The sequence below is a fragment of the Ciceribacter azotifigens genome, assembly GCF_048159625.1.
Classification (GTDB): domain Bacteria; phylum Pseudomonadota; class Alphaproteobacteria; order Rhizobiales; family Rhizobiaceae; genus Allorhizobium; species Allorhizobium azotifigens.
This window is the reverse complement of the sequence record NZ_JBLQTA010000009.1, coordinates 12,965-35,482: the sequence shown is the minus strand read 5'-3', so window position 1 is coordinate 35,482 and position 22,518 is coordinate 12,965. Positions and strand designations below refer to the sequence as shown.

Sequence of the window (22,518 nt, the reverse complement as noted above, 5' to 3'; positions counted from 1 at the left end):
GCATGGCTACTAAGAAAACACCCGTACCCGATGAAGACGCGCTGTCCATGGTGACGTCCGATGCCGCCTTCGACCAGGCGGTCGACGATCTGCGCGGCGTCCTGAAAAGCGATTCGGAAGGCACTCTGCCCGATTTCGGCAGCGACTTCTCCGCCTCGCCGATGGACACGGCCGATCTTTCCGCCTTCGAGCCGGACCTCGGCGGCTATCCTGCCGCCATGCCGGCCGCGGTGAGCGACTTCGGCACCGATACCTTCGGCGGCGACTTCGACGACGCTCCGCTCACAACCCAGCCGCAACCCGGCAGCGCCCTGACGGGCAACCTCAACCTCATCATGGACATCCCCATTGATGTCGAGGTCATCCTGGGCGCGAGCAAGATGCCTGTGGCCGGCCTCATGAATCTCGAGGAAGGGGCGATCATCACCCTCGACAGGAAGATTGGTGAACCGGTGGACATCACGGTGAACGGTCGGCGCATCGCACGCGGCGAAATCACCGTGCTCGAAAACGACGACACCCGCTTCGGCGTCAAGCTGATCGAAGTAATGGGCAGCAAGACGACCTGACCCATGACGGGCCAGAGAGGAAAAAGACCATGATGGACTTTGACGACTTCGGCAGCAACCTACCTGGAACACCCCTTTCCCAGTCGGACAAGGCTGCGGCCGTCCTGCTGGCGATGGGTAAGGGCGTCGCCGGCAAATTGCTGAAATACTTCACCCAGGCCGAACTGCAGACCATCATCGCATCCGCCCAGACGCTGCGCTCCATTCCACCGGACGAACTCAACCAGCTGGTCAACGAGTTCGAGGACCTTTTCACCGAAGGTGCCGGCCTGATGGACAACGCGAAGGCCATCGAGAGCATCCTGGAGGAGGGACTGACCCCCGAAGAGGTGGATGGCCTGCTCGGACGGCGCACGGCGTTCCAGACCTACGAGGAATCGATCTGGGACCAGCTGCAGGATGCCGATCCCGATTTCATCGCCAAGTTCCTGATGCGGGAACATCCGCAGACGGTCGCCTACATCCTGTCGATGCTGCCGTCGTCCTTCGGTGCCAAGGTGCTCCTGAAGTTGCCGGAGAGCCGTCGCGCCGACGTCATGAACCGCACCGTCAACCTGAAGAACGTCAGCCACAAGGCAGCGCAGATCATCGAGAACCGCGTGCACGAGCTGATCGCCGAGATCGAGGCGGAGCGCAATTCGGTGGGCTCGGCGAAGGTCGCGGACCTGATGAACGAGCTCGACAAGCCGCAGGTCGACACGCTGCTGAACTCGCTGGAGACAATCAGCAAGTCGGCAGTCGAGAAGGTACGGCCGAAGATCTTCCTGTTCGAGGATCTGCTCGCCATGCCGCAGCGCAGCCGCGTCCTCCTTCTCAACGACGTCTCGGGAGACGTGCTCACCATGGCGCTGCGCGGCGCCTCGATGGAAATCCGCGAATGCGTCCTTTCCGCGATCAGCCCGCGTCAACGCCGCATGATCGAATCCGATCTGGCGACGGGTACCACCGGCATCAATCCGCGGGAAATCGCAATCGCCCGGCGTGCAGTGGCACAGGAAGCCATCCGGCTCGCCAATTCCGGTCAGATCCGGCTCAAGGAAGCCGAAGGCGATGCCCCGCAGGCCGCCTGACGCGGCCTTGCTGTTGAAAAGCCGAGCTGCCCGCCCCCGCCCGATTGAACGGGATCGGGCGGGCAGCTAGCGTCGTCTATCCTGATCAGCGCGCTTCGGTAACCCGATGCCGCTTCGACAGGCAATGACGAACAAGGACACCGGGCTTGTCTGACGAACAGGACAAAGACAGCAAGACAGAAGCCCCCACCGAGAAAAAGCGGCGGGACGCCGCGGAAAAAGGCAATGTGCCTTCCTCACGCGAAATTCCGATTTTCGCGTCGGCTCTCGCCTTCTATCTTTATTCGGTTTTCTTCCTGCCGCAGGCCATTGGTCGGCTCGGTGAGACACTGCGCGACCTTTTCGAGCAGCCGGACCAGTGGCGCGTCTTCACGGCAACCGACGTCGTCTCGCTCTTCGTCCATCTCGGCTGGGAAGCCGGTGCCCTGCTCTTCCCGGCGATGGCGCTCTTCATGGTTTTCGGCATCACGTCGAACGTCATTCAGAACATGCCCTCGTTCGTGCTCGAACGGATTCGTCCGCAGATGTCACGAATCTCGCCGGCCAAGGGATGGGAGCGCCTGTTCAGCCTGCGCGGCTTCGTTGAATTCGGGAAATCCGTCTTCAAAATCGTCATCGTCTCGGCGATCATGGTAATGGCGCTGCGCTCCGAATATTTCGGCGCCCTCGACGCGATGTTCTCCGATCCGCAGGTAATTCTGGTGAAGTTCGCGGCGATCCTGAAAAAGATGATGATCGTCATCGTGCTTGCCACGGCGATCCTGGCGATCAGCGACTATGCCTGGACACGCTATCACTGGTTCACCCAGCTCAAGATGACCAAGCAGGAGGTCAAGGACGAACTGAAGCAATCGCAGGGCGACCCGATCGTGAAATCGCGGCAGCGCTCGATTGCCCGCGACCGTGCGCGCCGTCGCATGATCGCCAACGTGCCGCGCGCGACGCTCGTGATCACAAACCCGACTCACTATGCGGTGGCCTTGCGATATGTGCGCGAGGAAAACGACGCTCCGGTCGTCATCGCCAAGGGCCAAGACCTCGTCGCCCTCAAGATTCGCGAGATCGCCCAGGCGAACGATATCCCGATTTTCGAGGACCCGCCGCTTGCGCGCTCCATGTTTGCGCAAGTCTCGATCGATAGTGTCATTCCGTCGATATTCTACAAGGCCGTCGCGGAGCTCGTTCACCGGGTCTACGCCGCGCAGGCCAGGAAAAAGCGGGTCCGCTAATCGCGATGAAGAAATGCCCCTATACCAGCCAGCGTGAACGAATCGTCGCAGAGGCGATCAGCCCCGTTGCATCGGAACTTCGGCTGCTCGATGCTGCCGATCTGATCTCACTGCTGCGCTTCGAGCTCTATGGCAACATCGCCGACCTGGTCTCCTCGGCGGCCGAACTCTATTTTCACCCGGGAACCGTGAATTTCGGCGCCGGCGGGGAGTATCGGCTGGAATGGGGCGGACCGCCGGAAGTAGTCCTCGACCTGGAGATAAAACCGCGCGACGTCACCGTATACGCGCAGTTGACCCTGACACGTGAGCACGCTGGCCTGGAAATTTGCCACGTGGCATTCCACAACCCTCTCGCCACTCCGGAGGACAACACGCGCCTGCTGCGCGACAGTCTGCAGGAGGCCCGTTTCAGCCACACCGGTGTCTCGCCACTCTACAGCTGAGCCGTCGCGCGAACGGACCAGCCCGGGGCGCGCTGCTAGGTGATGTAACCGAGCCGAATCGCCTTTGCGATCGCCTGGATGCGATTGACCGAATCGAGCTTTATGGTCGCCGAACCGAGATAGGCGTTGACCGTGTGCACGGAGAGGCGGAGCGCATCGGCGATCTCTTCGCTGATGCGACCGTCGCCCGCGAGCTGCAGGCAGGCGATCTCGCGATCGCTCAGCGTCTCGGCAGGCTGCGTGCGCCGCTCGTCCAGTGACAGAAGGTCGGTCATGATCTTGCAGGTGCGGGAATGAACGTCGATGATCCGCTCCCCCGCGATATCGACGCCTCCGGCAATCGCAAAAAGAACGTAGCCGTTGCCCGAAGCGCCTAGCCGCACGGGGAAGGCGATGCCCGAATAAGACAGCACGCGCGGCTGCAATTGCTCCACAAAGACGGAAAAATCCGACGTGTCGGCAAAGCTCGACTCATCGGCAGCGCTCCAGCTGAGCGGCAGCAGGGAGCTTTCGAGGTGCGAAAGCAGGGTCTCGCCGTAATGTGCGAGGAAAACGTCGAGACCCGCTGGGATCATGGTCGACCAATTGTCGATCTGGGCGACAAGCTTGCGCTTGCCGGGTACACCGGAACCCGCGATCTTGAGGACGGCGAAACCGTTGGCGCCGAGGCTCTTCTGCAGCGCCACGAGCTTCGGGAATATTTCCGCGCGCACGTTGATCTGTCGCGCGTGTCCGGTCTGGACCTTGCCGGCGGGAAGCGGGCCTTGAGGGTATTTCATCGGCTCGCCCCTATACGAGATTGTTGCGCACGGCATAGGCGATCGCCTCGGACCGGGTCTTGGTCGCCGTCTTGCGCATCACACTGGTGATGTAATTGTTGATCGTATTGCGCGAGATCCCGAGAATGGTGGCGATCTCGTCGCTGGTCTTGCCTTCCGCTATCCAGAAGAGGCATTCGATTTCCCGTTCCGTCAGCTCGAATTCACGATCCGCCCGCTGTCCTTTTCCGGCGGAGAGACTTACGCAATAGCCGCACAGCAGGCCGACCTCTCGCAGCCGCTCCGGCGACAGCACGATCGTGTCCTCGTAGAGGAACATCAGCGACAACCGCGTGCGGCCCACATTGAAGGTCAGCGCACAGTATTCGCGGCTCAACCCACGCGGAGCGTCGGCGTCGTCGGGAAGAAGCGCAAATCGCGGCTGCAGCAACGAAAGGCATTTCTCGAGTTCGGTGGTACGGGAATAGCTTAAAGCGAACTCGCGCTCCAGGCGGCGCACCAGATCGAATGGCCAGTTGGCGCAGACGACGAAATCGAGACCTTGCTCCTGGACGAGATCAAAGCGAGCGAGCAGGAAATGGTTCGCCCCGACGTAATCTGCCAGGAGATGCAGACTGCGCCCGATGCTGCCGCCTTGCGCAACCGACATCAGCTTCCGAAGAAGCTGCTCCCTGGTTTGAGGTCTGGTCGGGTCGTCCATGGCGGACATGGTTCGGTCTTGCTCCTTCCGAACCTCCCTAACCAACTCGGTGTCCATTGTGTTTCCCCCTTTCCGGGATGAAACGGCCTCGATGTACGCCCCTCCATCTCCGGAAGGCCGCCCTCTCCCGGTGATTCGCATAGACGATTCGTCAAGCCGACGAATCATGGCAATGATAGAAGATAAATCCCGCCAGACCCAAACGCTCGCGCAGCGATTCCCCAACTTAACGACGATCGCATATACAGACCTTCACGGAATGCGCGCCTTCGGCGGAAGATGGTACGGCAAAGCCGCGCCGGGTGCCGGCGCGGCTGCGTTCTTCCCACTTCGTCGCGTCGTCAGGCGGCCTTGTCGACTGCCCACTTGCGAAGAATCTTGGCGACGCGTTCTTCGCTGATCTCGACCATGCGGGAGAGACGACGCTCGGGTCCTTCCTTGACGCGGCGGTTGAAGCCGCCGTTCGGATCATCACCCATGGTGAGCAGGTCGTCGGTGCTGTCGAAGCCGAAGTCCGCGCCGAAACCATCCATGAGGGCGCCGCCGCCGACCGCCGGCGAGAAGTCTGGCAGTTCGAGACCTGCAGCCTCCTCGCTGGCGCCCGCGATGGCCGTAGCGCCACCACCGACGGAGCGTATCATCGGACGAATGCCCATCCAGACGATCAGGAAGGCTACGGCAACGAAGGCGAGCGAGTTGATGATGCCGCCGATGTTGCGGCTCAGCATTTCCATGATGCCGGGGCCGGTGGCCGATTCTTCCAGGAGCTGGTTTTCCAGGAAGTCCATGGCCGTCAGAGTGACCACGTCGCCGCGAGCGGTATCCAGACCGGCCGCGGAACTGACGATCTTATGCATCTCTGCGAGGTAGGCGTCGATCTTCGCCTGGTCGGCCGGTTCGCCGATCATTTTGGCGACACGTCCCTTGTTGACGACCACAGCCACCGACACCTTCTCGATCGTGTAGCTGTTGCGGACAGTCGCCACGGTCTTGCTGTTGATCTCGTAGTTGGTCTGCTCTTCCTTCTTGTCCTGCTGATCGGACGATTCAGGCCCGCCGGCTTTGCCCTGGACATCGGCCTGCGGCAAATTCTGTTCCACGGTCGCGGCGCTGTCCGGCTGGCGCTGCTGCGACTTCTGGTTCTCCTTGACGACCCGTACAGACCGCTCGACGCGGGATTCCGGGTCGTAGATCGTCTCCTGGATCTGCTGTGTGTCGGTATTGATCTGGGCGGTAACGCTCGAACGGAAGTTGTCCATGCCGAGGAAGGGCGCAAGCGCCTTGTCGATGTTCGATTCGATCTCCTGCTGGACCGTCTGCACGACGCCGATGGAACGGTTGGCCGGACCGCCCGTTTCGTCACCCGAAGCGAGAAGCTGGCCGGTCGAATCGAGAATCGTCACGTCCTCGACGTCGAGGCCGGGCACGGCAGAGGCGACGAGGTGGCGGATCGAGGCAGCGGCCTTGCGGCCGGCCTCGTTGCCGGCTCGGATCATCACCGACGCCGTGGGCTTCTGCTCCCCGCGCCGGAAATTGCCGACGTCCGGAAGCACGATGTGAACCCGCGCTGCAGCGATGCCGTTGATCTGCTGAATGGTGCGGGCAACTTCACCCTCCAGCGCCCGCACGCGGGTCACTTCCTGCATGAAGGACGTGAGGCCGAGAGAACCGACATTGTCGAACAGCTCGTAACCGGCATTGGCGCTGTTGGGCAGGCCGTGCTCTGCGAGCAGCAACCGCGCCTTGCTGGTCATGCCGGCGGGGACCTTGATCGACTGGCCGTCGGTACCGACCTCGAAATCGATACCGGCTTCCGCAAGTGCGATGCTCACCTGATTGAGATCGGTGGCCTCAAGCCCGGTGTAGAGCGTCTCGTACGCCGGCTTGTTCACGAAAAGTGCGGCAGCGATGATGATTGCGATCGAAACGGCACCGACCCCGGCAAGGGTCAGGAGCTTGGTCTGGCCAAGCGACGCCAGATTCTTAAATATCTGAAGTGATTGATTTAACAGATTCATTCTGTCTCGCGCCATCAACTGAAGGAACTGGGACGCATTGCCCTCTTGCGAGACATTAGGAACTGAAACTTGTGCGAGCATTTCGCGCTGCTACGAAAAGGCCGCTCACAAAGGAGCGGCCTGCCAGATCGCCGACATGTCGGGCGGCGACCAATCGCCGCGTGGACCTCAGAAAAAGTCGAAGTCCCCCGCCGCCTTGCCGAGAGGCTGCGAGTGACCGTGACGAATGCCCGCTCCGAGCGCCTTCTGCATTTCGGCGAGCTTCACCAGACTGAGCGCCGTCGTCATGTCGATGACCCACCCGTCAGGAATCGAACCCGTGATCGTGTCGATGAACTCGGCGAGCCCGCGGGTCTTTTGAACCGCGAGATCAATCCCCTGCAAGACCTTGAGCGCGTCCGGATGCTCGAGCACCTGTGCGCCGCCGAGTTCCAGAAGCTGCGGTTCTATGCGTTCGATGAGATACGCCACGTCGTGCAGTTCGGTAACGACCCGCATCAGGACTTGCGGCAGTGCTTCTTCCACGATCTTTATCCCCCTGTATTCCTTTTTTCGTGTCAGTGATATTCAGAAAAATTCGATAGAGCTCTCCACGGCCTTCGGCGTGAAGACCGGCTTCTGCTCGAGAGCGACGGTCCTCTGGGTCTCGGCGCCGGTCAGCGGATACTGCCTGGCTCTTCCGCTTAACGGCCAGAATTCGAGCTTGCGGCCGTGCTCCCCGCCCGTAGAGGAGCCGACGACCTTGATACCTTCGTCCTTCAGGAACTGCATGGCAAAGGCCGCGTTCTGTTCGCCGACATTCGAAAACGTCGCAATGGTCTTCGCACCCCCGAAGACCTTTGCCTCGATGCGATCGCGCCGCGCGCCCTGTTTCAGCAGACCGTTGATGAGAAGTTCCATCAGATGAACACCATAACGGGTGGCATCACCGCCTCCCGCCCCCGGTGTCGCCGAACCCGGCAGCAGGAAGTGGTTCATTCCCCCAACGCCTGCAAACGGATCCCGCAGACATGCAGCTACGCACGAACCAAGAATGGTAGAGAGCACGATATTCGGCTCGGATACGACCTTGTATTCGCCTTGAATAATGTGAACGCGCCTAGCTGCACTGTCGTCTGTCATTTCAGGGCTCCGAAGACCGCCTCGATCGCAGCCTTCATCTTCTCGATGGTAAAAGGCTTGGCGAGAACGTTGTTCGCGCCGAGTTGAGCAGCCTTCTGAACAAGCGCACGGTCGCCCTGGGCCGTCAGGATGATGAACGCCGCCTTCTTGGTATTCGGATTGCTGCGCACCGCGTGCAGCAGGCCAAGGCCATCCATCTTCGGCATGTTGAAGTCGGAAATGACGAGATGATGGGGCTGCTGCTCCATGATCTTCATTCCCTGTTCACCGTCGCCGGCGGCCGTGATCTGCTTGAAACCGAGCTGCGTCAGGGCATCGCTCAACAGCAAGCGGCTCGTTACCTGATCGTCGACGATCAGAACTTTGATTTTCTCAGCTAGTGACATGTTCGATACCTTCTTTCCGGGCAGCAGTAAGTTTGAGAATTTCTTCGCCGATGGCCGCAAGCGGCAGTTGGCGTTCGACGGCACCGAGTTCGTGGGCGACCCTCGGCATGCCGTAGACGACGCAGGATTTTTCGTCCTGCCCGATCGTGCGTGCGCCCGCATGGCGCATCTTGAGGAGGCCCGCGGCTCCGTCACGGCCCATTCCGGTCAGGATGACGCCGACCGCACTGCGGCCGGCGAGCTCGGCGACCGAATCGAACAGGACGTCGACGGAGGGCCGATGACCGTTGACCGGCGGCCGCTCCACCAGGCGGCAGCAGGGGGCGGCGACATTGGCCACCTGCAGGTGGCGTTCGCCGCCCGGAGCGAGATAAACCTTGCCGATCTCGAGCCGGGCGCCATCCGTCGCCTCTTCGACCACGGGCTCGCAGAGACGATTCAGCCGCTCGGCGAAGCTCTTGGTGAAGCTCGGCGGCATGTGCTGCGTGATGACGGTCGGCGGACAATTGCGCGGAAACTTCTGGAGGACGGTGATCAGCGCCTCGACGCCGCCGGTCGACGAACCGATCGCGACGATCTTGCGGCCGACCCGGAAATCCGTCGTCGGAACCGAACGGCTCGCAGGCGGTTCGCTCCGCGGCGCCCGATTGTAGCGATGCTGCGAACGGGCGGCGGCCTTCACCTTCTCCGCCAGGTCGCCAAAGGGATTGGCCTCACCCGGCATCGGCTTGCCGACGCAATCGAAGGCCCCGATCTCCAGAGCGGCAAGAGTGGCTTCCGCGCCCCGGTGGGTCATGGTCGAAACCATGATCACCGGCATCGGCCGGAGCGTCATGATCTTTTCCAGGAATTCGAGGCCGTTCATGTTCGGCATCTCGATGTCGAGCGTGACCACGTCCGGATTGAGTTGCTTGATGGCGGCGCGCGCCTCCATGGCGTCCCCGGCCTGGCCGACAACATCGACATCCGGATCGGAATTGAGGATCGCGCTGATCAGCCCCCGCATGGTCGGGCTGTCGTCGACGACGAGAACGCGCGCGGGTGCACTCACAGCTTGCGCCCTCCCGTCTTTCCGATGAAGCGATAGGTGGTGATGCCGGTATTGTCGAAATAGGCCTTGGCATCGCCGGAAACGCGTTCGGAGTGGCCGATATAGAGATATCCTCCCTCCGGCAGGAGATCGGCGAAGCGCGACCATATGCGCATCTGCGTCGGTTCGTCGAAATAGATCACAACGTTGCGGCAGAAGATGACGTCGAACTTGCCCTTGAAAGGCCACTGGGACATCAGGTTTAGTTCGTTGTAGGTGATCAGGCGCTTCAGGCGCTCGTCCACCTGGAACTTGCGACGTCCGCCGACTTCAACCTCCTTGAACCACTGCTTGCGTATGTTCGGCGAAACGGTCTCCAAAGCCTGCTCGTCGTAGGCGCCCTGACGGGCGATCGCGAGGATCTTCGGATCGATATCGGTCGCGAGGATCTTGAAGTCGTAGTCGAGCACGTTCGGGAAGGCCTGAAACACTGTGAGGGCGATCGAATAGGGCTCCTGGCCGTCCGAGCTCGCAGCCGACCAGATGCGGACGCGGCCGCCCGCCTTGGCGCGCGCTATCAGGCCCGGCAGAACCTCGTCACGCAGATGCTCGAAATGGTGGTTCTCGCGGAAGAACCGGGTGAAGTTGGTCGTCAGGTGCGACAGCATCTCCCGCCGCTCGTGCGCGCCCTCGGGAGAGGACACCAACGTGCAATACTCGCGGAAGCCACCAAGACCGAGATTGCGGATGTGCTTCGACAGACGCGAGTAGACGAGCGATGCCTTCGAATCGTTGAGCGCGATCCCGGCATCGGCATAGATCATCGCAGCGATCTCGTTCAGGTCACGCCGGGTCAACGGATACTCTCCGCTGGCGAGAATCTCGTCGTCGGACGGTCTGTGGAATGCGGCACTCGCGGGAATCATGCAGCCTCGCTTTCGGTTTCCGGGAAGAGGCCTTCCAGCTCGATCAGGCAGATCATGCGCTTCTCGATCGCGAGAATTCCGCGAGCGTACTGCTTCTCTTGATCGGTCGAGATCTCCGGCGTCGGCTGAATGTTCTCGTCCGTGACGGTCAGGATGTCGGAGACGGCTTCGACCAGCAGCCCGACCGTTTTATCGCGGACCTGGGCGACGATGATGACATGCCGTGCCGTCGGTTCCGCCTGCCCGAGGCCGAGCCGGAATGAAAGATCGACGATCGGCAGCACAGCGCCGCGCAGGTTGATGACGCCCATGACGAAGGGCGGCGCATGCGGGAGCGACGTGGCCTGCGTCCAGCCACGGATCTCCCGAACCGACATGATGTCTACGCAAAATTCCTGATCCCCGATGCGGAAGGCAATGAGCTCCCGGCTACCCTGGACGAGATTCTTGATCGCATGCGACATGAAACTAACCCGCGACTGCTAAAGACATTTCCGGCTTGAGGGATTGGCCGCGGGAAGCGGCGACGACGGCGTCGACGTCAAGGATGAGTGCGACCCGGCCGTCACCGAGGATGGTGGCTGCGGCGATGCCCGGAACGTGCGTGTAGTTCGCCTCGAGAGACTTGATGACGACCTGACGCTGTCCCTGGATGGCATCGACCATCAGTGCGCGCTGACCGCCGCCTTCCGATTCCACCAGAAGGGCAACGCCTTCGACCGGATTGGCCTGTGTGGCACGGAAGTTCAGGATGCGACCGACGTCCACCAAAGGGCAGAAGCTGTTGCGGATGGAAATGAGGCGCTGGTTGGAGCCGAAGGAATGAATGTTCTGCGCCTCTGGCTGCAGCGTCTCGACGATCGCCGTCAGCGGCACCACCAGCGTCTGACCGGCAACCGTTACGACCATGCCGTCGAGGACGGCCAGCGTCAGCGGCAGACTCATGGTGAAGGTGGATCCATGGCCCGGCTTCGAGCTGATGGAGATACGGCCTCCGAGAGCCTGGATCGAGCGCTTCACGACGTCCATGCCGACGCCGCGGCCGGAAATGTCGGAGATCTTGTCCGCGGTCGAGAAGCCCGGCATGAAGATCAGGTTGTCGATTTCCTCGTCGGAGAGGTTGGCATCGGCGGCGATCAGATCGTTGTCGATGGCCTTCTGGCGAACGCGCTCGCGGTTGATGCCGGCGCCGTCGTCCACCAGTTCGATGACGATACGGCCGGAACGATGCTTCGCGGTCAGCTTGACCGTACCTTCCGCATTCTTGCCGGCGGCAATGCGCTTTTCCGGCGTCTCGATGCCGTGGTCGACGGCATTGCGGATCATGTGGGTCAGGGGCTCGGCAAGCTTGTCGATGACCGTCTTGTCGACCTCGGTGTTCTCCCCTTCGGTGATCAGGCGGATCTGTTTGCCGACCATGTCGGCGACTTCGCGGACGATACGCGACATCCGCTGGAAGACCGGTTTTACCGGCTGCGCGCGGATCGCCATGACCGAGTCCTGGATCTCACGGGTGAGCTGCTGCAGCTCTTCGAGACCCATGTTGATGGTGGAGTTGCCGTTGGCATCGTTCTCGATCACGCTCTGCGAGAGCATGGCCTGGTTGATGACGAGCTCGCCGACCAGGTTGATGAGGCGGTCGACGCGGTCGAGGTCGACGCGGATCGTCTGCCCTGCTGCAGCATTCTGCGCCGCGTTCGCAGCCGCGGCTGCGGCGGGTGCGGCGGCCGCGGTTTCCTTCTTCTCCTGCCGGGCCGCAGCGCCTGCCAATCGCATGACGTTGGAGGCGGTTTCTGCTGCGGCAACGGCCGCGCCCGCATCCCCCCCGGGAGCGTTCGTCTCCGAGGCGCCGCCTTCGTCCAGCAGCGAGAGATCGAAGGGAACCGGAACCATCGGGGGCTCTTCACCCGTCGGGGCAGCCTCTTCTGTCAGGGCCTTCACCTCGAGATCGCAGTCCCATTCGGCAAATTCGAAGACGGTCCGGATCGCGTCCTCGCCCTTGTCGGTCGACAGCTCGATGTTCCAGCTGAAATAGGCCTCTTCCGGATCCATTTCATCGAGTGACGGAAGGGCATCCATGTCGCAACGAATGCTCATTTCGCCGAGGCGAGAGAGATCGCGCAACAACAAGGCCGCGTCGTTGCCCTTGGAGTAGAGACCGCGCCGCGGTTTGAACGTGATGGCGAAGCGCGGGACTGCCGGTTCGTCGTCGAAGGCGTCGAAGGAGAACGGGATCGGCTGGAATCCGCTGTCGTCGGTCGACGCCACGGCAGCAGGTGCCGGAGTTGCTGCCGGCGCGGCGACCGGGGCCGCAGCAGGCGGTGCTTCGCCATTGGCCAGGGCTTCGAGTTCGCGGACGAGGCCGGCGCTACGCGCACCGTCAACGCTGCCGCCGTCGCGGGCTGCGTTGGTGAGATCGGCAAGCACGTCGGCGGCCCGCAGCATCACCTTCAGCACGTCGTGCGTCGGCTCGAGCCTGTTGGATCGAACGCAATCGAGAGTGGTCTCGAAGACGTGAGCGAAGGACACGAGGTCGTCAAGGCCGAATGCGCCCGCGCCGCCCTTGATCGAGTGCACGGCCCGGAACACGGCATTCACCGTTTCCGGGTCGCGGTCCCCGTCGTTCATCTTGAGAAGACCGGACTCCAGTTCCGCGAGTTGCTCCTCGCATTCCTGGAAGAAGATCTCTTTGATTTCGTTCATATCCATCGGAGGAATTCCCGCTTAGGCAGTTACACGTTCAATCGCATCGATCAGCTTGGTGGGATCGAACGGCTTCACGATCCAGCCGGTAGCTCCGGCCTGACGTGCACGGTTCTTCTTCTCCGCGTCGCTTTCGGTCGTGAGCACCAGGATCGGCACCGCACGATATTTCTCATTGCGACGGACGCCCTCGATGAAGCCGAAGCCGTCAAGGCGCGGCATGTTGATATCGGTGACGATCACGTCGGGGTTGGCCTCTTCCAGGATTTCGAGGCCTTCGACGCCGTCTTCCGCCTGCACGGTTTCGAAACCGGCATTGTTGAGCGTCACGAGCAGCATGTTGCGGATGGTCCTGGAGTCATCCACCGTCAGTACTTTCTTCTTCATTGCCGAATCTCCCCAGCGAGCAGGTGATCTGCATTCACGCCAATCAGTTGAAGGGTCTTCAGGAAGGCCTCCGACGCCTTCACGAACGTGAAAGGCTTCTTGTCGGCATCCCAGGCATTCGCTCCTGCCATCAGCACCTGCACGCACTGCGCTCCGACGCGCTTGACTTGCGATGCATCGATGTCGAGCCCGCTGCCGCGCAGGTCCATCAGACTGCTCTTCAGCGCCGAAGCCTCGTTGAGGTCCAGCACCTCGGCCAGCTTCAAGCTCTTGTTTGCGCCTTTCCGTGTTGCCATCAGTTCTTTCCTCGTCTTTCAGAGCCGACGATGTCCCGCCTGGGAGGTCCGCTGACAAGTGCCGGAAACGGCACCCCGCAGGCCCTTTCGCCCGTCCGAATTCCCCTTGTGTAATGGAAGGTGGTAAACAATCCCCTCAACCTCCCCAGCCGCCGATCTGCATCGGGACATCGAGCCCGAGTGCACCGTCCGCGTCCTCGATTTCGTTGTTCGCCGCCGGGCGGCGCGACGCAATGCCGTCCGTTGGCCTGCATCTCTCCTCGGAAACGATCGCCGGGCTGCGGCGCCGACGCTCGTAGTGGAATTCGCGGACCGTTCGTCCGAGTTCGACGATCAAGTTGTGCAGATCATCCGCGCCCTCGCTCGAACGACGGGCGAGCTCGGCGCTGGCGTCCACCTCGCCGACGAGACCGGAGACGTCGCCCGCAAGGCCGTGAAGACCGTCCGCCTGCGCGGCCGACCGGCGAGCGATCTCCCCAACCGTTTCGCTGATCCCGCCGACTTCGCCGGCGATGCTGCCGATGGCGTCCTGCGTATGGGCGACGATCTTCACGCCCGCATCGACCTGCGCCTTGGTGGTGGCGACCAGTGTCTTGATCTCGCGAGCAGCGTCCGCCGAGCGTTGCGCAAGCGCACGCACCTCCTGGGCGACGACGGCAAAGCCGCGTCCGCTGTCGCCGGCACGCGCCGCCTCGATCCCGGCATTGAGCGCGAGAAGATTGGTCTGGAAGGCGATCTCGTCGATTGCTCCAATGATGCGGCCGATCTGTTCGGCCGATGTCTCGATGTCCGCCATCGCGGCAATCGCGCGTCCTGCGACTTCACCGCTGCCGTCGACGGAGCGGCGGGCCGCGGCGACCGCCGTTTCCACCGCCTTCGTCTGTTCGGCGGTAGTGCGGGCTTCGTCCAGCAGCGCCCCGAGCGCCGCTCCCGCGTCCCGCAGTTCGTCCGAATGCTGTCCCGCACGCCCGGCGAAGTCGGACGAGGCAGACACGACCGACGCGAGTGCACTCTCGGCTGCCCGCGCCCTCTCCTCCGAAGCGATCATCGTCGCCTGCACCTGCTCCAGGGCCGTATTGAGGTCACGGGCCAAGCCCTCGTAGGCTTCCGGCACCTCGCCCGAGACACGCTGATCGAGGTCCCGATCAGCGAAAGCCCGGATCGTCGGGCCGAAAATCGCATCGACATCGGCGCGCTCGCGTTCGCGCAGTTCGGTGAGCTCGCGATGATGACGAAGCCGCAATTCGTTGAAGCGCAGCGAGACGGCGATCTCGACATCGACCGTGACGACACGCACGAGCGCGTCGACGAGCTCGGCGAGCTCACGGGCACGCTTGCGTCCGGACGGCAGGAAACCCGAGCCTGCGATCTCCTCGAGAATGCCGCTGATCAGATGTTCGAGCACGACGGCGTGGCCGGCGACGTGCCAGCGGGGATCGAGCCCCATCTTGCTTTCGCTGTCGGAGAGGACCTTGACGCGTTCCGCGTAGAGGCCGTCGAAGCGGGCATCCGTCAGAACGTCCCAGTGGGAAGCAAGGAGATCATGCAAGCGTTCGAGCTGCCGCTCGCTGGTGAAATTTCGGGCCGCATCCGGAAATGTCTGGTAACGCTGGAAAACGTCGCGAAGCCCCTTCTTGACGCTTTCGTCGAGGAGCGGGCGATGCCGCCTCAGACGCTCGCAGTCGGCCTGTTCAAGCCCGGCAAAGCGCAGCCTGTCGCGCAGGCTGCCGCCCTGCCCTCCCGCTGCCCGATCTGCCGGCGAAACCTGCGCCAAGACAATGTTCCTCACTGAAGTCCGGCGTGGAGCCGGACGGACTGAAATGGTCTCGGGATGTCTTGCGTATCTGCGGACTCACGCCACGTCGCGGAAGAGCGGGCTCTCGCCCGGCAGCCACCGAAGACTGTTCCCTGAACTGCTTCAATGAAAAGGACATACCGGACCGAGACCGGTACGACGGGCTGGCGTCATGCCTCGAAGGGATTCACGACCGGCGGAATCCCATTCCGACGTATAGGCCAATCTTTATGGTTAATTGGTTGCTCTGAGGTTAACAAAATCCTTCCGGCGGAAACCACCTTCCCGTCGACCCCGGGACAGATGCGGCTCCGGCAGGAACAAAAAGTCGCAAACCTGCATTTCGCCCCTATCGAGACGGAGGATTTGTCTTGGCGGCGCGCGCGATCTGGAGAGGCCTTCTTTCGGTCGGGGAACTGATTTGCCCGGTGACGCTCCACGGCGCGGCATCCGAAGGAGAGCGCATATCTTTCCATATCATTAATCGTGAGACCGGCCACCGCGTGCGCCGACGGTTTGTCGACAGCGAAAACGGCAAGCCAGTCGAGGACGAGGATATCGTAAAGGGCTACGAGATGCCGGACGGAGACTTCGTGATCCTCGATCCGGAGGAGGTCAAGGCCGTGGTGCCGAAGAGCGACAAGCGGCTGGAGATGCAGACCTTCATCGCCTGCAACGACGTCGACACGACCTTCTTCGAAAGGCCCTATTTCGTGGCTCCGGCCGACGAGGATGCCGCGGAAGCCTATGCGCTCATCCGCGAAGCCATGGAGGAGAAGAAGGTAGCCGGGCTCGCGCGGACCGTCCTCTTCCGGCGGGTGCGGACGCTGCTCGTTCGCCCGCATGGGGAAGGCATGATCGCAACCACCCTCAATTTCGACTATGAGGTTCGTAGCGACACGGAGATCTTCGAGGAGATTTCCGACATCCGTGTTTCAGGAGAAATGCTCGATCTCGCTCGCCACATCATCAAGACGAAGATGGGACGGTTCGAGCCCTCCGAGTTCGACGACCGTTACGAACAGGCGGTTGCCGAACTCGTCAAGACGAAGCTCGCCGGTCGCAAGCCGAAGAAGCTCCGAAAGGTCGAGACGGGGAAGGTCACCGACCTGATGGAGGCGTTGCGGCGCAGTGCAGGGGCCGGTGCGGGCGAGAAACGCGGCAAGACGAAAGCCACCGGACGCGAGGCCGGGCGGCGCAGAAAGGCAGGTTGATCCCGTGTCCCTGCAGACCTATCGCAAGAAACGGAATTTCCAGGGATCTCCCGAGCCGCGCGGTGGCGAGCACGCCGCTTCCGGCAACAGCTTCGTGATCCAGAAGCATGCCGCCCGGCGTCTGCATTACGACTTCCGCCTGGAGATGGACGGCGTCCTCAAGAGCTGGGCCGTCACCCGCGGCCCGAGCCTTGTGCCGGGAGAGAAGCGACTCGCCGTTCATGTCGAGGATCATCCGATCGAATATGGCGGGTTCGAAGGCAGCATCCCGAAGGGGCATTACGGCGCCGGCAATGTCATCATCTGGGACCGCGGGACATGGCATCCGCTCGGCGACATGCACAAGGCCTATCGCAAGGGCCACCTCGAATTCGAGCTCGACGGGGAGAAGCTCAGCGGCCGATGGCACCTCGTCCGCATGGCCGCCAACGACGAAAAGCGCGAGAACTGGTTGCTCATCAAGGGCGAGGACGAGGCCGCGCGCCAGGAAAGCGATCCGGACATCCTCGAGGAGCAGCCGCTGTCAGTGGTCTCCGGCCGTGACGTCGATGATGCCGGAGACCCGCCCGGGAAACCATCGAAGGCGCGCGGCAAGGAAAAGGACGTGCAGGCGGCCGGAGAAACGGTGATCGATCCGGCAGCGGTCAAGGGATCGCGGAAGGCCCCCATACCCGACTTCGTCGATCCCGAGCTTGCAACCCTGGTCAAGGCGGCGCCGAAGGGCAAGCACTGGCTGCATGAGGTGAAGTTCGACGGCTATCGGCTGCAGGCGAGGCTCGAAGGCGGCAAGGTGCGACTGCTGACACGCAGCGGCCTCGACTGGACTGACCGCTTCGGACGGGCTCTCGTCGCCGAGCTCGAGGCGCTTCCCGTGAAAAGCGCGATCCTGGACGGAGAGGTAGTGGTCGAAGGCCAGGCCGGGGCAAGCAGCTTCTCGCAGCTCCAGGCTGATCTGAGCGAAGGTCGCTCCGACCGCTTTCTCCTCTATCTCTTCGACCTCCTCTATCTCGACGGCGTGGACCTCCGGGGCGCAAAACTCACGGACCGCAAGTCGCTGCTGCGGCAGGTGGTTCCTACCGATGCCAGGACCTTGCGTTACAGCGAAGACTTCGCCGAGAGCGGCGAGATGGTGCTGCGTCATGCCTGCCGGCTCAGCCTGGAGGGCATCGTCTCGAAGCGTGCGGATGCACCCTATCGGTCGGGACGCGGGCGCGACTGGGTCAAATCGAAGTGCTCGGCGCGCCAGGAGCTTGTGATCGGCGGCTACGTCCCCTCCTCGGTCAGCCGAGGGGCGATCGGATCCCTGGTCATGGGGCACTACGACGAGAACGGCCGTCTCTCCCATGCCGGCCGCGTCGGCACCGGCTACAGCGCCGCCGTGGCCAAGCAGCTCTACCGCAGCTTGAAACCCCTCCAGCAGGAGGATTCGCCTTTCGCCGCGCGTCTCTCCGCGACGGAACGCCACGACGTCGTCTTCGTGCGGCCGGAGCTCGTCGCCGAAATCGAGTTCCGCGGCTGGACGGCGGATGCCCGTCTGCGGCATGCTTCCTTCCGCGGTCTGCGGGAAGACAAGGCGGCGCGCGAGGTGGTGCAAGAAAGGACAGTCGTGGACGCGAAAGACACGCCGCCGAAGCGCAGCGTGGCGCTCACCCATGCCGACCGCATCTATTGGCCGGAGGCGGGCGTCACCAAGGCCGGCCTCGCCGACTACTACCTGGAAGTCTGGCCCTTTATGGCGCCTTTCATCGTCCATCGTCCGCTGGCGCTTCTGCGATGCCCGGAAGGCATCTCCGGCTCCTGCTTCTTCCAGAAACATGCGTGGCGAGGCATGCGCAAGGAGATCAGGCAGGTCGACGATCCGAAGGAAAGCGGCGAGGAGCACTACGTCGCGATTGAGGATATCGATGGGCTGCTCGGGCTGGTACAGGGCGGAGTTCTGGAAATCCACCCCTGGGGGTCGACGCTCGACGCGTGGGAAACGCCGGACATGGTCAATATGGACCTTGATCCGGCTCCGGACGTCTCCTGGGAGCGCGTTATCGAGGCGGCGCGAGAGGTGCGCGCGCGCTTCGCCGACATCGGGCTCACTGGCTTTGTCAAGACGTCGGGCGGCAAGGGCTTGCATATCGTCGCACCGCTGAAACCGAAGACCGGGTGGCCCGACGTGAAGGTTGCCATGAAGGCGGTCGCGGAGGCCATGGCGGCGGATTCACCGGAAAGCTACGTCGCGACGGTCTCCAAGGCGAAGCGCAAGGGCAAGATCCTGATCGATTACCTGCGCAACGGACGAGGCGCCACGGCCGTCGCCCCCTATTCTTCCCGTGCCCGCGAAGGCGCCCCCGTGTCGATGCCGCTCGACTGGGAGGAACTGACGCCGGCCATCGGCCCGGCCCATTTCACCGTCAACAATGCATCGGCGCGCCTCTCGCAGCTTTCTGCCGATCCATGGAAGGATTTCCGCGCCGCCGAGGCCGTGCTCAAACCCGTAAAGCCGGCGCGCCGGCGCTAAGGTCCCGTCGGCCCCGGATGGAGAAGACGCCGCCGGGTGATCGTGCGCGTCAGCGGCGCGGGGAGCGGCGCTCGGACGAGAGGCTCTTGCGCAGGGCGCTCATGATGTCGATGACGTTGCTCTCCGGCGTCGGCTCCCTCTTCTGCGGCTGCGGCGCTTTCTTTTTTCCCTTCCGACGCGCACGGATGATGTCGTGCAGACGTGCCTCCACGGGGTCGGTCACCATCTCGGGGCTCCACTTTTCCGTCCGCTCGGCGATCACCTTGCGCATCATCGACAGGGTTTTCCCCGACGGCTTCTCCTTGCCGGCGGCGGAGAACAGGTTCTCCGCATCGCGCACTTCGTCGCCGAAGCGCAGCGTCCAGACGATCATGCCCTTGCCCCGCGGGAGCAGAAGCACGGGATGCTCCCGCCTATAAAGAACGAGGCGAGCGATCCCGGCTGTTCCGGTCTTCGCCATTGCCTCGCGGATGACGGAGAATGCTTCCCCACTCACCTTGTCGGCGGGTGCGAGGTAGTGCGGCTTGTCATACCAGATCCAGCCGATGGAGGAGGCCGGGACGAACTGTTCGATGTCGATGGTCCGTGTACTCTCGAGGGCGACGTCATCGAGTTCTTCGTCCTCGAACAGGACGTAGTCGCCCTCATCCCGCGGAAAGCCCTTCAGCTGATCCTCCTCCTCGACTGGCTTGCCGTTTTCAGCGTCGACGTATTCGCTGACGACCTTGTGGCCGGTACGACGGTCGACATTCCGGAAACGCAGCTTGGCCGAGGCGGTGACCGCCGGCGTCATCGTCACCCGACAGGTCACGAACGAAAGCTTGAGGTAGCCTTTCCAGAAAGCGCGTTGCTGGGGCATGTGATCCCCTTCCGTAGGTTCCCGTCGCCCTGATGGAGGCGACGGGAGTCAGTCTTTCCAAGAAACAGGAAGGACATTACTTGCTGGGCGTTTGCTGTCCCTGGGTCTGGCCTTCCGTTCCGGTCGATGGCGGCGGAGTGGTCTGGTCGGCAGGGGCCGCAGGGGCAGCCGGTGTAGCCGGTGTAGCCGGAGCCGTCTGCTCAGTCGCAGGCGCCTGCTCGGTCGTCGTCGACTTTTTGCTTTCGTCGCTACAGGCGGCGAGGAATACGAGTCCGAAGGCAAGAATTATCGTCTTCTTCATGGTCGTTGATACTCCGTTCAACACGTGAAATCATTGCCCCCGCAATTTGTTCCTTCTGCGGCAAAGCAACGAATTGGTGTAGGAGACCGCAAGAGCCATGAAAGAACTGACACGACAGGATATCGAAGGGCGTCTGAACGCCCATCGCGAGCTTCTGGTCACTATCCTTTCCCTTTTGATGAAGGAGCCGGCAGGCGCGCAAATCATCCGCTATCTCGAGCAGGACGACATGCCGCTCGACGGCGCGGAAGATCCGGGGCTCACGCCGTCCGCCGGGTATGCCCGGGAGGCGGTGATGGCCGACGAGGTGCGCGCGGTGCTCGATGCCGCCCGCGCCCGCGCAGTGGCATCGTGAGCTCCGGCTCGCCCGATTTTCCACCCGCGATCAGGACTGCCGGCTGACGCCGGGACGCACCGCGACATCAGTGCCCGGACTGGCCGTTCTCGATCTCGAAGGCGCGGAATGGAGCCTTCAGTATCCAGGTCATACCGTCGCGTCGATAGTGGAGCTCCACCTTGCCGCCGAAAGCGCTGGCGGCGTGGCGCTCGATGATCGTCGTGCCGAAACCGCGGCGATGGGGCTCCTCCACGGGTGGCCCACCGCTCTCCGCCCAGCAGATTTCGAGCATCGGCCCGAGGTCACCTTCGATAATGTGCCACTTTACGAGAATCCGGCCGGTCGGCGTCGAAAGCGCCCCGTATTTCACCGAATTCGTCCCGAGTTCGTAGAACACGAGGCCGAGATTCTGCACGGCCTGGGTATTCAGAGTGAAATCGCTGCCCACCAGGGTCACACGGTCGCAGGAGCCCGCAACAGTGGAGAGCTGAAGATTGACGAGTTGCGACAACGGAATGCCGACCCATTGTTCTCGCGCTAGCGCCTCGATGGAGCGCGCGAGGCCGGAGAGACGCCCTCCGATGGCCGCCTGGAACTCCTCCATGTTGCTGCTCTTCCGGGAGATTTGACGCATCATGGACTGCACCAGGGTGAGGATGTTCGTCGTGCGGTGGACCAGCTCATTGAGGACCAGGTGAACGCGATCCTCCGCCTGGCGCCGGTCGAAGGATGCGTTGGAGAGTGCGATGGCGACCTGGTTCGCCTCGGTGATCTTCGTCACAACCGGAGAGACGATTTCTCCTTCACCGATCTGCTCGGCCATCGCGGTGATCTGCCTCACCGACCGGCGCAGCTGCTGCGCGATCGCCCAGGCCACCAACAGACTGAGGACCAACAGAATCGAGCTGCCGAAAAAGAGGCGGCGCCAGGTGCTCATGAGGGTTTCTTGCGCCGAGGAGATCGGTCCCCAGGTGACCGTTTGCCAGCTCCAGCCGGGGATTCGGTAGTAGCCGACCAGTGTCTGCGGATCGGACACCGGAACGACGGCGCTGTCATTGCCCCCCGTCATCACGTTCACCATCTCTTTCGGAAAGGGGGTTCCGGAAGGCTGATTGTCCGGCCCGCTCGACACCACCACATCGCCGTTTGCGTCGATGATCGCTGCGGACCAGCCGGGCGGCAGCGCGTCCGTCGCCGTCATGCTGGACAGGTCGCCGGCATCCTGGGCGAGGATCATCGCCGCAGCATTCGGTGACTGCTCCCGCGTCAGCGGCATGGTGACGTTGAATACCCACCGCTGGCTCGTCGCCCCGAAGAAGATATCCGAGACCTCGGTCTGTCCGGACGAGAGAGCGGACTGCAGCGCGGGAATGTTGGATATCCTCTGCAAGGGCTTGCCGGGCGCCACGCGCGTATTCATGAGCTGTTCGCCCTGCCTGTCGACGAGCAGGAGATAGAGCGAGCTCGCCCGCAGGCTCGATGCGGTCCGGTCCTGAAAAGCGACGAGGTCCCCTGACTCGAGTTCGGGCGAGGTCGACAGCAATCGCAGCGTGGTGGCCATCTCCTGGAGCCGGCGTTCGACGCTGCGGCCAATCACCTGGGCATCTTGAGCTGTTTCACGACGCAATGTCGCCCGCTCACCGTTCTCGAGCTGCACCAGCAGGAAGACCACGAAACCGAGGAACGGCAGGATCGTAAGCGCCGCCATCGCCATGAGATAGATGCCGAGCGACGTGGTCGGGAAAAATCGGGATAACCCGCCTGCAGCCCTAGATCGTACCAGGGTTCCTCGGGGAAACGTAAGCAACATCGCTCGCCATGACATCCTCGCCCTTTCTCCAG

Annotated in this window: 22 protein-coding genes; 7 read left to right on the top strand and 15 right to left on the bottom strand. The window is 62.6% G+C overall.

What is annotated here, in order from left to right; genetic code table 11:
- Window positions 1-2: 2 nt before the first annotated feature.
- The 4 genes from fliN (at window position 3) to ACM6UT_RS14045 (ending at window position 3,314) form a co-directional block, all read left to right on the top strand.
- Window positions 3-569: a flagellar motor switch protein FliN gene (gene fliN / locus ACM6UT_RS14060; RefSeq protein WP_416797969.1), complete on the top strand. Its 567-nt coding sequence runs from the start codon at window positions 3-5 to the stop codon at window positions 567-569.
- Between the two features lie 29 nt (window positions 570-598).
- On the top strand, window positions 599-1,639 hold the full coding sequence (fliG, locus tag ACM6UT_RS14055) for a flagellar motor switch protein FliG (RefSeq protein ID WP_416797968.1): 1,041 nt from the start codon (window positions 599-601) through the stop codon (window positions 1,637-1,639).
- A gap of 146 nt (window positions 1,640-1,785) precedes the next feature.
- Window positions 1,786-2,868, top strand: a complete 1,083-nt coding sequence (gene flhB, locus ACM6UT_RS14050) for a flagellar biosynthesis protein FlhB (RefSeq protein WP_416797967.1) — start codon at window positions 1,786-1,788, stop codon at window positions 2,866-2,868.
- 5 nt (window positions 2,869-2,873) lie between these two features.
- Window positions 2,874-3,314 carry a hypothetical protein gene (locus tag ACM6UT_RS14045; protein ID WP_416797966.1) on the top strand — a complete coding sequence of 147 codons (441 nt, stop codon included), beginning with the start codon at window positions 2,874-2,876 and terminating at the stop codon, window positions 3,312-3,314.
- Window positions 3,315-3,349: 35 nt separating this feature from the next.
- Here ACM6UT_RS14045 and visR read toward each other — a convergent pair whose 3' ends face one another.
- From visR to ACM6UT_RS13980, 13 genes are all read right to left on the bottom strand, one after another.
- Window positions 3,350-4,093 (bottom strand): transcriptional regulator VisR, encoded by a 744-nt coding sequence (gene visR / locus ACM6UT_RS14040; protein WP_416797965.1) that lies wholly within the window; start codon window positions 4,091-4,093, stop codon window positions 3,350-3,352.
- 10 nt (window positions 4,094-4,103) lie between these two features.
- Window positions 4,104-4,850: a transcriptional regulator VisN gene (gene visN, locus ACM6UT_RS14035; protein ID WP_416797964.1), complete on the bottom strand. Its 747-nt coding sequence runs from the start codon at window positions 4,848-4,850 to the stop codon at window positions 4,104-4,106.
- 284 nt (window positions 4,851-5,134) lie between these two features.
- Complete coding sequence (gene fliF, locus ACM6UT_RS14030; RefSeq protein ID WP_416797963.1) at window positions 5,135-6,811, bottom strand: flagellar basal-body MS-ring/collar protein FliF; 1,677 nt, start codon at window positions 6,809-6,811, stop codon at window positions 5,135-5,137.
- A gap of 168 nt (window positions 6,812-6,979) precedes the next feature.
- Window positions 6,980-7,336: a chemotaxis protein CheT gene (gene cheT, locus ACM6UT_RS14025; RefSeq protein WP_416797962.1), complete on the bottom strand. Its 357-nt coding sequence runs from the start codon at window positions 7,334-7,336 to the stop codon at window positions 6,980-6,982.
- Window positions 7,337-7,378: 42 nt separating this feature from the next.
- The gene (gene cheD, locus ACM6UT_RS14020) at window positions 7,379-7,933 is read right to left on the bottom strand and encodes a chemoreceptor glutamine deamidase CheD (RefSeq protein ID WP_416797961.1); all 555 of its coding nucleotides are present in this window, start codon (window positions 7,931-7,933) and stop codon (window positions 7,379-7,381) included.
- Window positions 7,930-8,319: a response regulator gene (locus tag ACM6UT_RS14015; protein ID WP_112688929.1), complete on the bottom strand. Its 390-nt coding sequence runs from the start codon at window positions 8,317-8,319 to the stop codon at window positions 7,930-7,932. The genes cheD and ACM6UT_RS14015 overlap by 4 nt, the downstream gene beginning before the upstream one ends.
- Window positions 8,306-9,370 (bottom strand): protein-glutamate O-methylesterase CheB, encoded by a 1,065-nt coding sequence (gene cheB, locus ACM6UT_RS14010; protein WP_416797960.1) that lies wholly within the window; start codon window positions 9,368-9,370, stop codon window positions 8,306-8,308. The genes ACM6UT_RS14015 and cheB overlap by 14 nt, the downstream gene beginning before the upstream one ends.
- Window positions 9,367-10,275 carry a protein-glutamate O-methyltransferase CheR gene (gene cheR, locus ACM6UT_RS14005; RefSeq protein WP_416797959.1) on the bottom strand — a complete coding sequence of 303 codons (909 nt, stop codon included), beginning with the start codon at window positions 10,273-10,275 and terminating at the stop codon, window positions 9,367-9,369. Before cheR ends, cheB begins: the two co-directional genes overlap by 4 nt.
- Window positions 10,272-10,739: a chemotaxis protein CheW gene (locus tag ACM6UT_RS14000; RefSeq protein ID WP_416797958.1), complete on the bottom strand. Its 468-nt coding sequence runs from the start codon at window positions 10,737-10,739 to the stop codon at window positions 10,272-10,274. The genes cheR and ACM6UT_RS14000 overlap by 4 nt, the downstream gene beginning before the upstream one ends.
- Window positions 10,740-10,743: 4 nt before the next feature.
- Window positions 10,744-12,984, bottom strand: coding sequence for a chemotaxis protein CheA (locus ACM6UT_RS13995; protein ID WP_416797957.1), 2,241 nt, complete (start codon window positions 12,982-12,984; stop codon window positions 10,744-10,746).
- A gap of 15 nt (window positions 12,985-12,999) precedes the next feature.
- Window positions 13,000-13,365: a chemotaxis response regulator CheY1 gene (cheY1, locus tag ACM6UT_RS13990; RefSeq protein WP_112688919.1), complete on the bottom strand. Its 366-nt coding sequence runs from the start codon at window positions 13,363-13,365 to the stop codon at window positions 13,000-13,002.
- Window positions 13,362-13,661 (bottom strand): STAS domain-containing protein, encoded by a 300-nt coding sequence (locus ACM6UT_RS13985; protein ID WP_416797956.1) that lies wholly within the window; start codon window positions 13,659-13,661, stop codon window positions 13,362-13,364. The genes cheY1 and ACM6UT_RS13985 overlap by 4 nt, the downstream gene beginning before the upstream one ends.
- 136 nt (window positions 13,662-13,797) lie before the next feature.
- Window positions 13,798-15,435, bottom strand: a complete 1,638-nt coding sequence (locus ACM6UT_RS13980; RefSeq protein WP_416797955.1) for a globin-coupled sensor protein — start codon at window positions 15,433-15,435, stop codon at window positions 13,798-13,800.
- A gap of 392 nt (window positions 15,436-15,827) precedes the next feature.
- On the opposite strand from ACM6UT_RS13980, the gene ku (ACM6UT_RS13975) reads away from it, so the two are divergent.
- Complete coding sequence (gene ku, locus ACM6UT_RS13975; RefSeq protein ID WP_416797954.1) at window positions 15,828-16,670, top strand: non-homologous end joining protein Ku; 843 nt, start codon at window positions 15,828-15,830, stop codon at window positions 16,668-16,670.
- A 4-nt stretch (window positions 16,671-16,674) separates the two neighbouring features.
- Window positions 16,675-19,179, top strand: a complete 2,505-nt coding sequence (gene ligD / locus ACM6UT_RS13970) for a DNA ligase D (RefSeq protein ID WP_416797953.1) — start codon at window positions 16,675-16,677, stop codon at window positions 19,177-19,179.
- 49 nt (window positions 19,180-19,228) lie between these two features.
- Here the strand turns inward: ligD and ku (ACM6UT_RS13965) are convergent, their stop codons facing one another.
- Window positions 19,229-20,038 (bottom strand): non-homologous end joining protein Ku, encoded by an 810-nt coding sequence (gene ku, locus ACM6UT_RS13965; protein ID WP_416797952.1) that lies wholly within the window; start codon window positions 20,036-20,038, stop codon window positions 19,229-19,231.
- 398 nt (window positions 20,039-20,436) lie between these two features.
- Between ku (ACM6UT_RS13965) and ACM6UT_RS13960 the strand changes: the two genes are divergently transcribed.
- The gene (locus ACM6UT_RS13960; protein WP_416797951.1) at window positions 20,437-20,694 is read left to right on the top strand and encodes a hypothetical protein; all 258 of its coding nucleotides are present in this window, start codon (window positions 20,437-20,439) and stop codon (window positions 20,692-20,694) included.
- Between the two features lie 67 nt (window positions 20,695-20,761).
- Here the strand turns inward: ACM6UT_RS13960 and ACM6UT_RS13955 are convergent, their stop codons facing one another.
- Window positions 20,762-22,390 (bottom strand): HWE histidine kinase domain-containing protein, encoded by a 1,629-nt coding sequence (locus ACM6UT_RS13955; RefSeq protein ID WP_416797950.1) that lies wholly within the window; start codon window positions 22,388-22,390, stop codon window positions 20,762-20,764.
- Window positions 22,391-22,518: the final 128 nt, after the last annotated feature.

What these genes read in the sequence shown, in the direction of transcription:
- ACM6UT_RS13995 (WP_416797957.1), bottom strand. Translation starts at nt 12,984, where the DNA reads ATGGATATGAACGAAATCAAAGAGATCTTCTTCCAGGAATGCGAGGAG.
- fliN (WP_416797969.1), top strand. Translation starts at nt 3, where the DNA reads ATGGCTACTAAGAAAACACCCGTACCCGATGAAGACGCGCTGTCCATG.
- fliG (WP_416797968.1), top strand. Translation starts at nt 599, where the DNA reads ATGATGGACTTTGACGACTTCGGCAGCAACCTACCTGGAACACCCCTT.
- cheD (WP_416797961.1), bottom strand. Translation starts at nt 7,933, where the DNA reads ATGACAGACGACAGTGCAGCTAGGCGCGTTCACATTATTCAAGGCGAA.
- fliF (WP_416797963.1), bottom strand. Translation starts at nt 6,811, where the DNA reads ATGAATCTGTTAAATCAATCACTTCAGATATTTAAGAATCTGGCGTCG.
- cheY1 (WP_112688919.1), bottom strand. Translation starts at nt 13,365, where the DNA reads ATGAAGAAGAAAGTACTGACGGTGGATGACTCCAGGACCATCCGCAAC.
- ACM6UT_RS14000 (WP_416797958.1), bottom strand. Translation starts at nt 10,739, where the DNA reads ATGTCGCATGCGATCAAGAATCTCGTCCAGGGTAGCCGGGAGCTCATT.
- ACM6UT_RS14015 (WP_112688929.1), bottom strand. Translation starts at nt 8,319, where the DNA reads ATGTCACTAGCTGAGAAAATCAAAGTTCTGATCGTCGACGATCAGGTA.
- ACM6UT_RS14045 (WP_416797966.1), top strand. Translation starts at nt 2,874, where the DNA reads ATGAAGAAATGCCCCTATACCAGCCAGCGTGAACGAATCGTCGCAGAG.
- visN (WP_416797964.1), bottom strand. Translation starts at nt 4,850, where the DNA reads ATGGACACCGAGTTGGTTAGGGAGGTTCGGAAGGAGCAAGACCGAACC.
- visR (WP_416797965.1), bottom strand. Translation starts at nt 4,093, where the DNA reads ATGAAATACCCTCAAGGCCCGCTTCCCGCCGGCAAGGTCCAGACCGGA.
- ACM6UT_RS13985 (WP_416797956.1), bottom strand. Translation starts at nt 13,661, where the DNA reads ATGGCAACACGGAAAGGCGCAAACAAGAGCTTGAAGCTGGCCGAGGTG.
- cheR (WP_416797959.1), bottom strand. Translation starts at nt 10,275, where the DNA reads ATGATTCCCGCGAGTGCCGCATTCCACAGACCGTCCGACGACGAGATT.
- ACM6UT_RS13960 (WP_416797951.1), top strand. Translation starts at nt 20,437, where the DNA reads ATGAAAGAACTGACACGACAGGATATCGAAGGGCGTCTGAACGCCCAT.
- ACM6UT_RS13955 (WP_416797950.1), bottom strand. Translation starts at nt 22,390, where the DNA reads ATGGCGATGGCGGCGCTTACGATCCTGCCGTTCCTCGGTTTCGTGGTC.
- ku (WP_416797952.1), bottom strand. Translation starts at nt 20,038, where the DNA reads ATGCCCCAGCAACGCGCTTTCTGGAAAGGCTACCTCAAGCTTTCGTTC.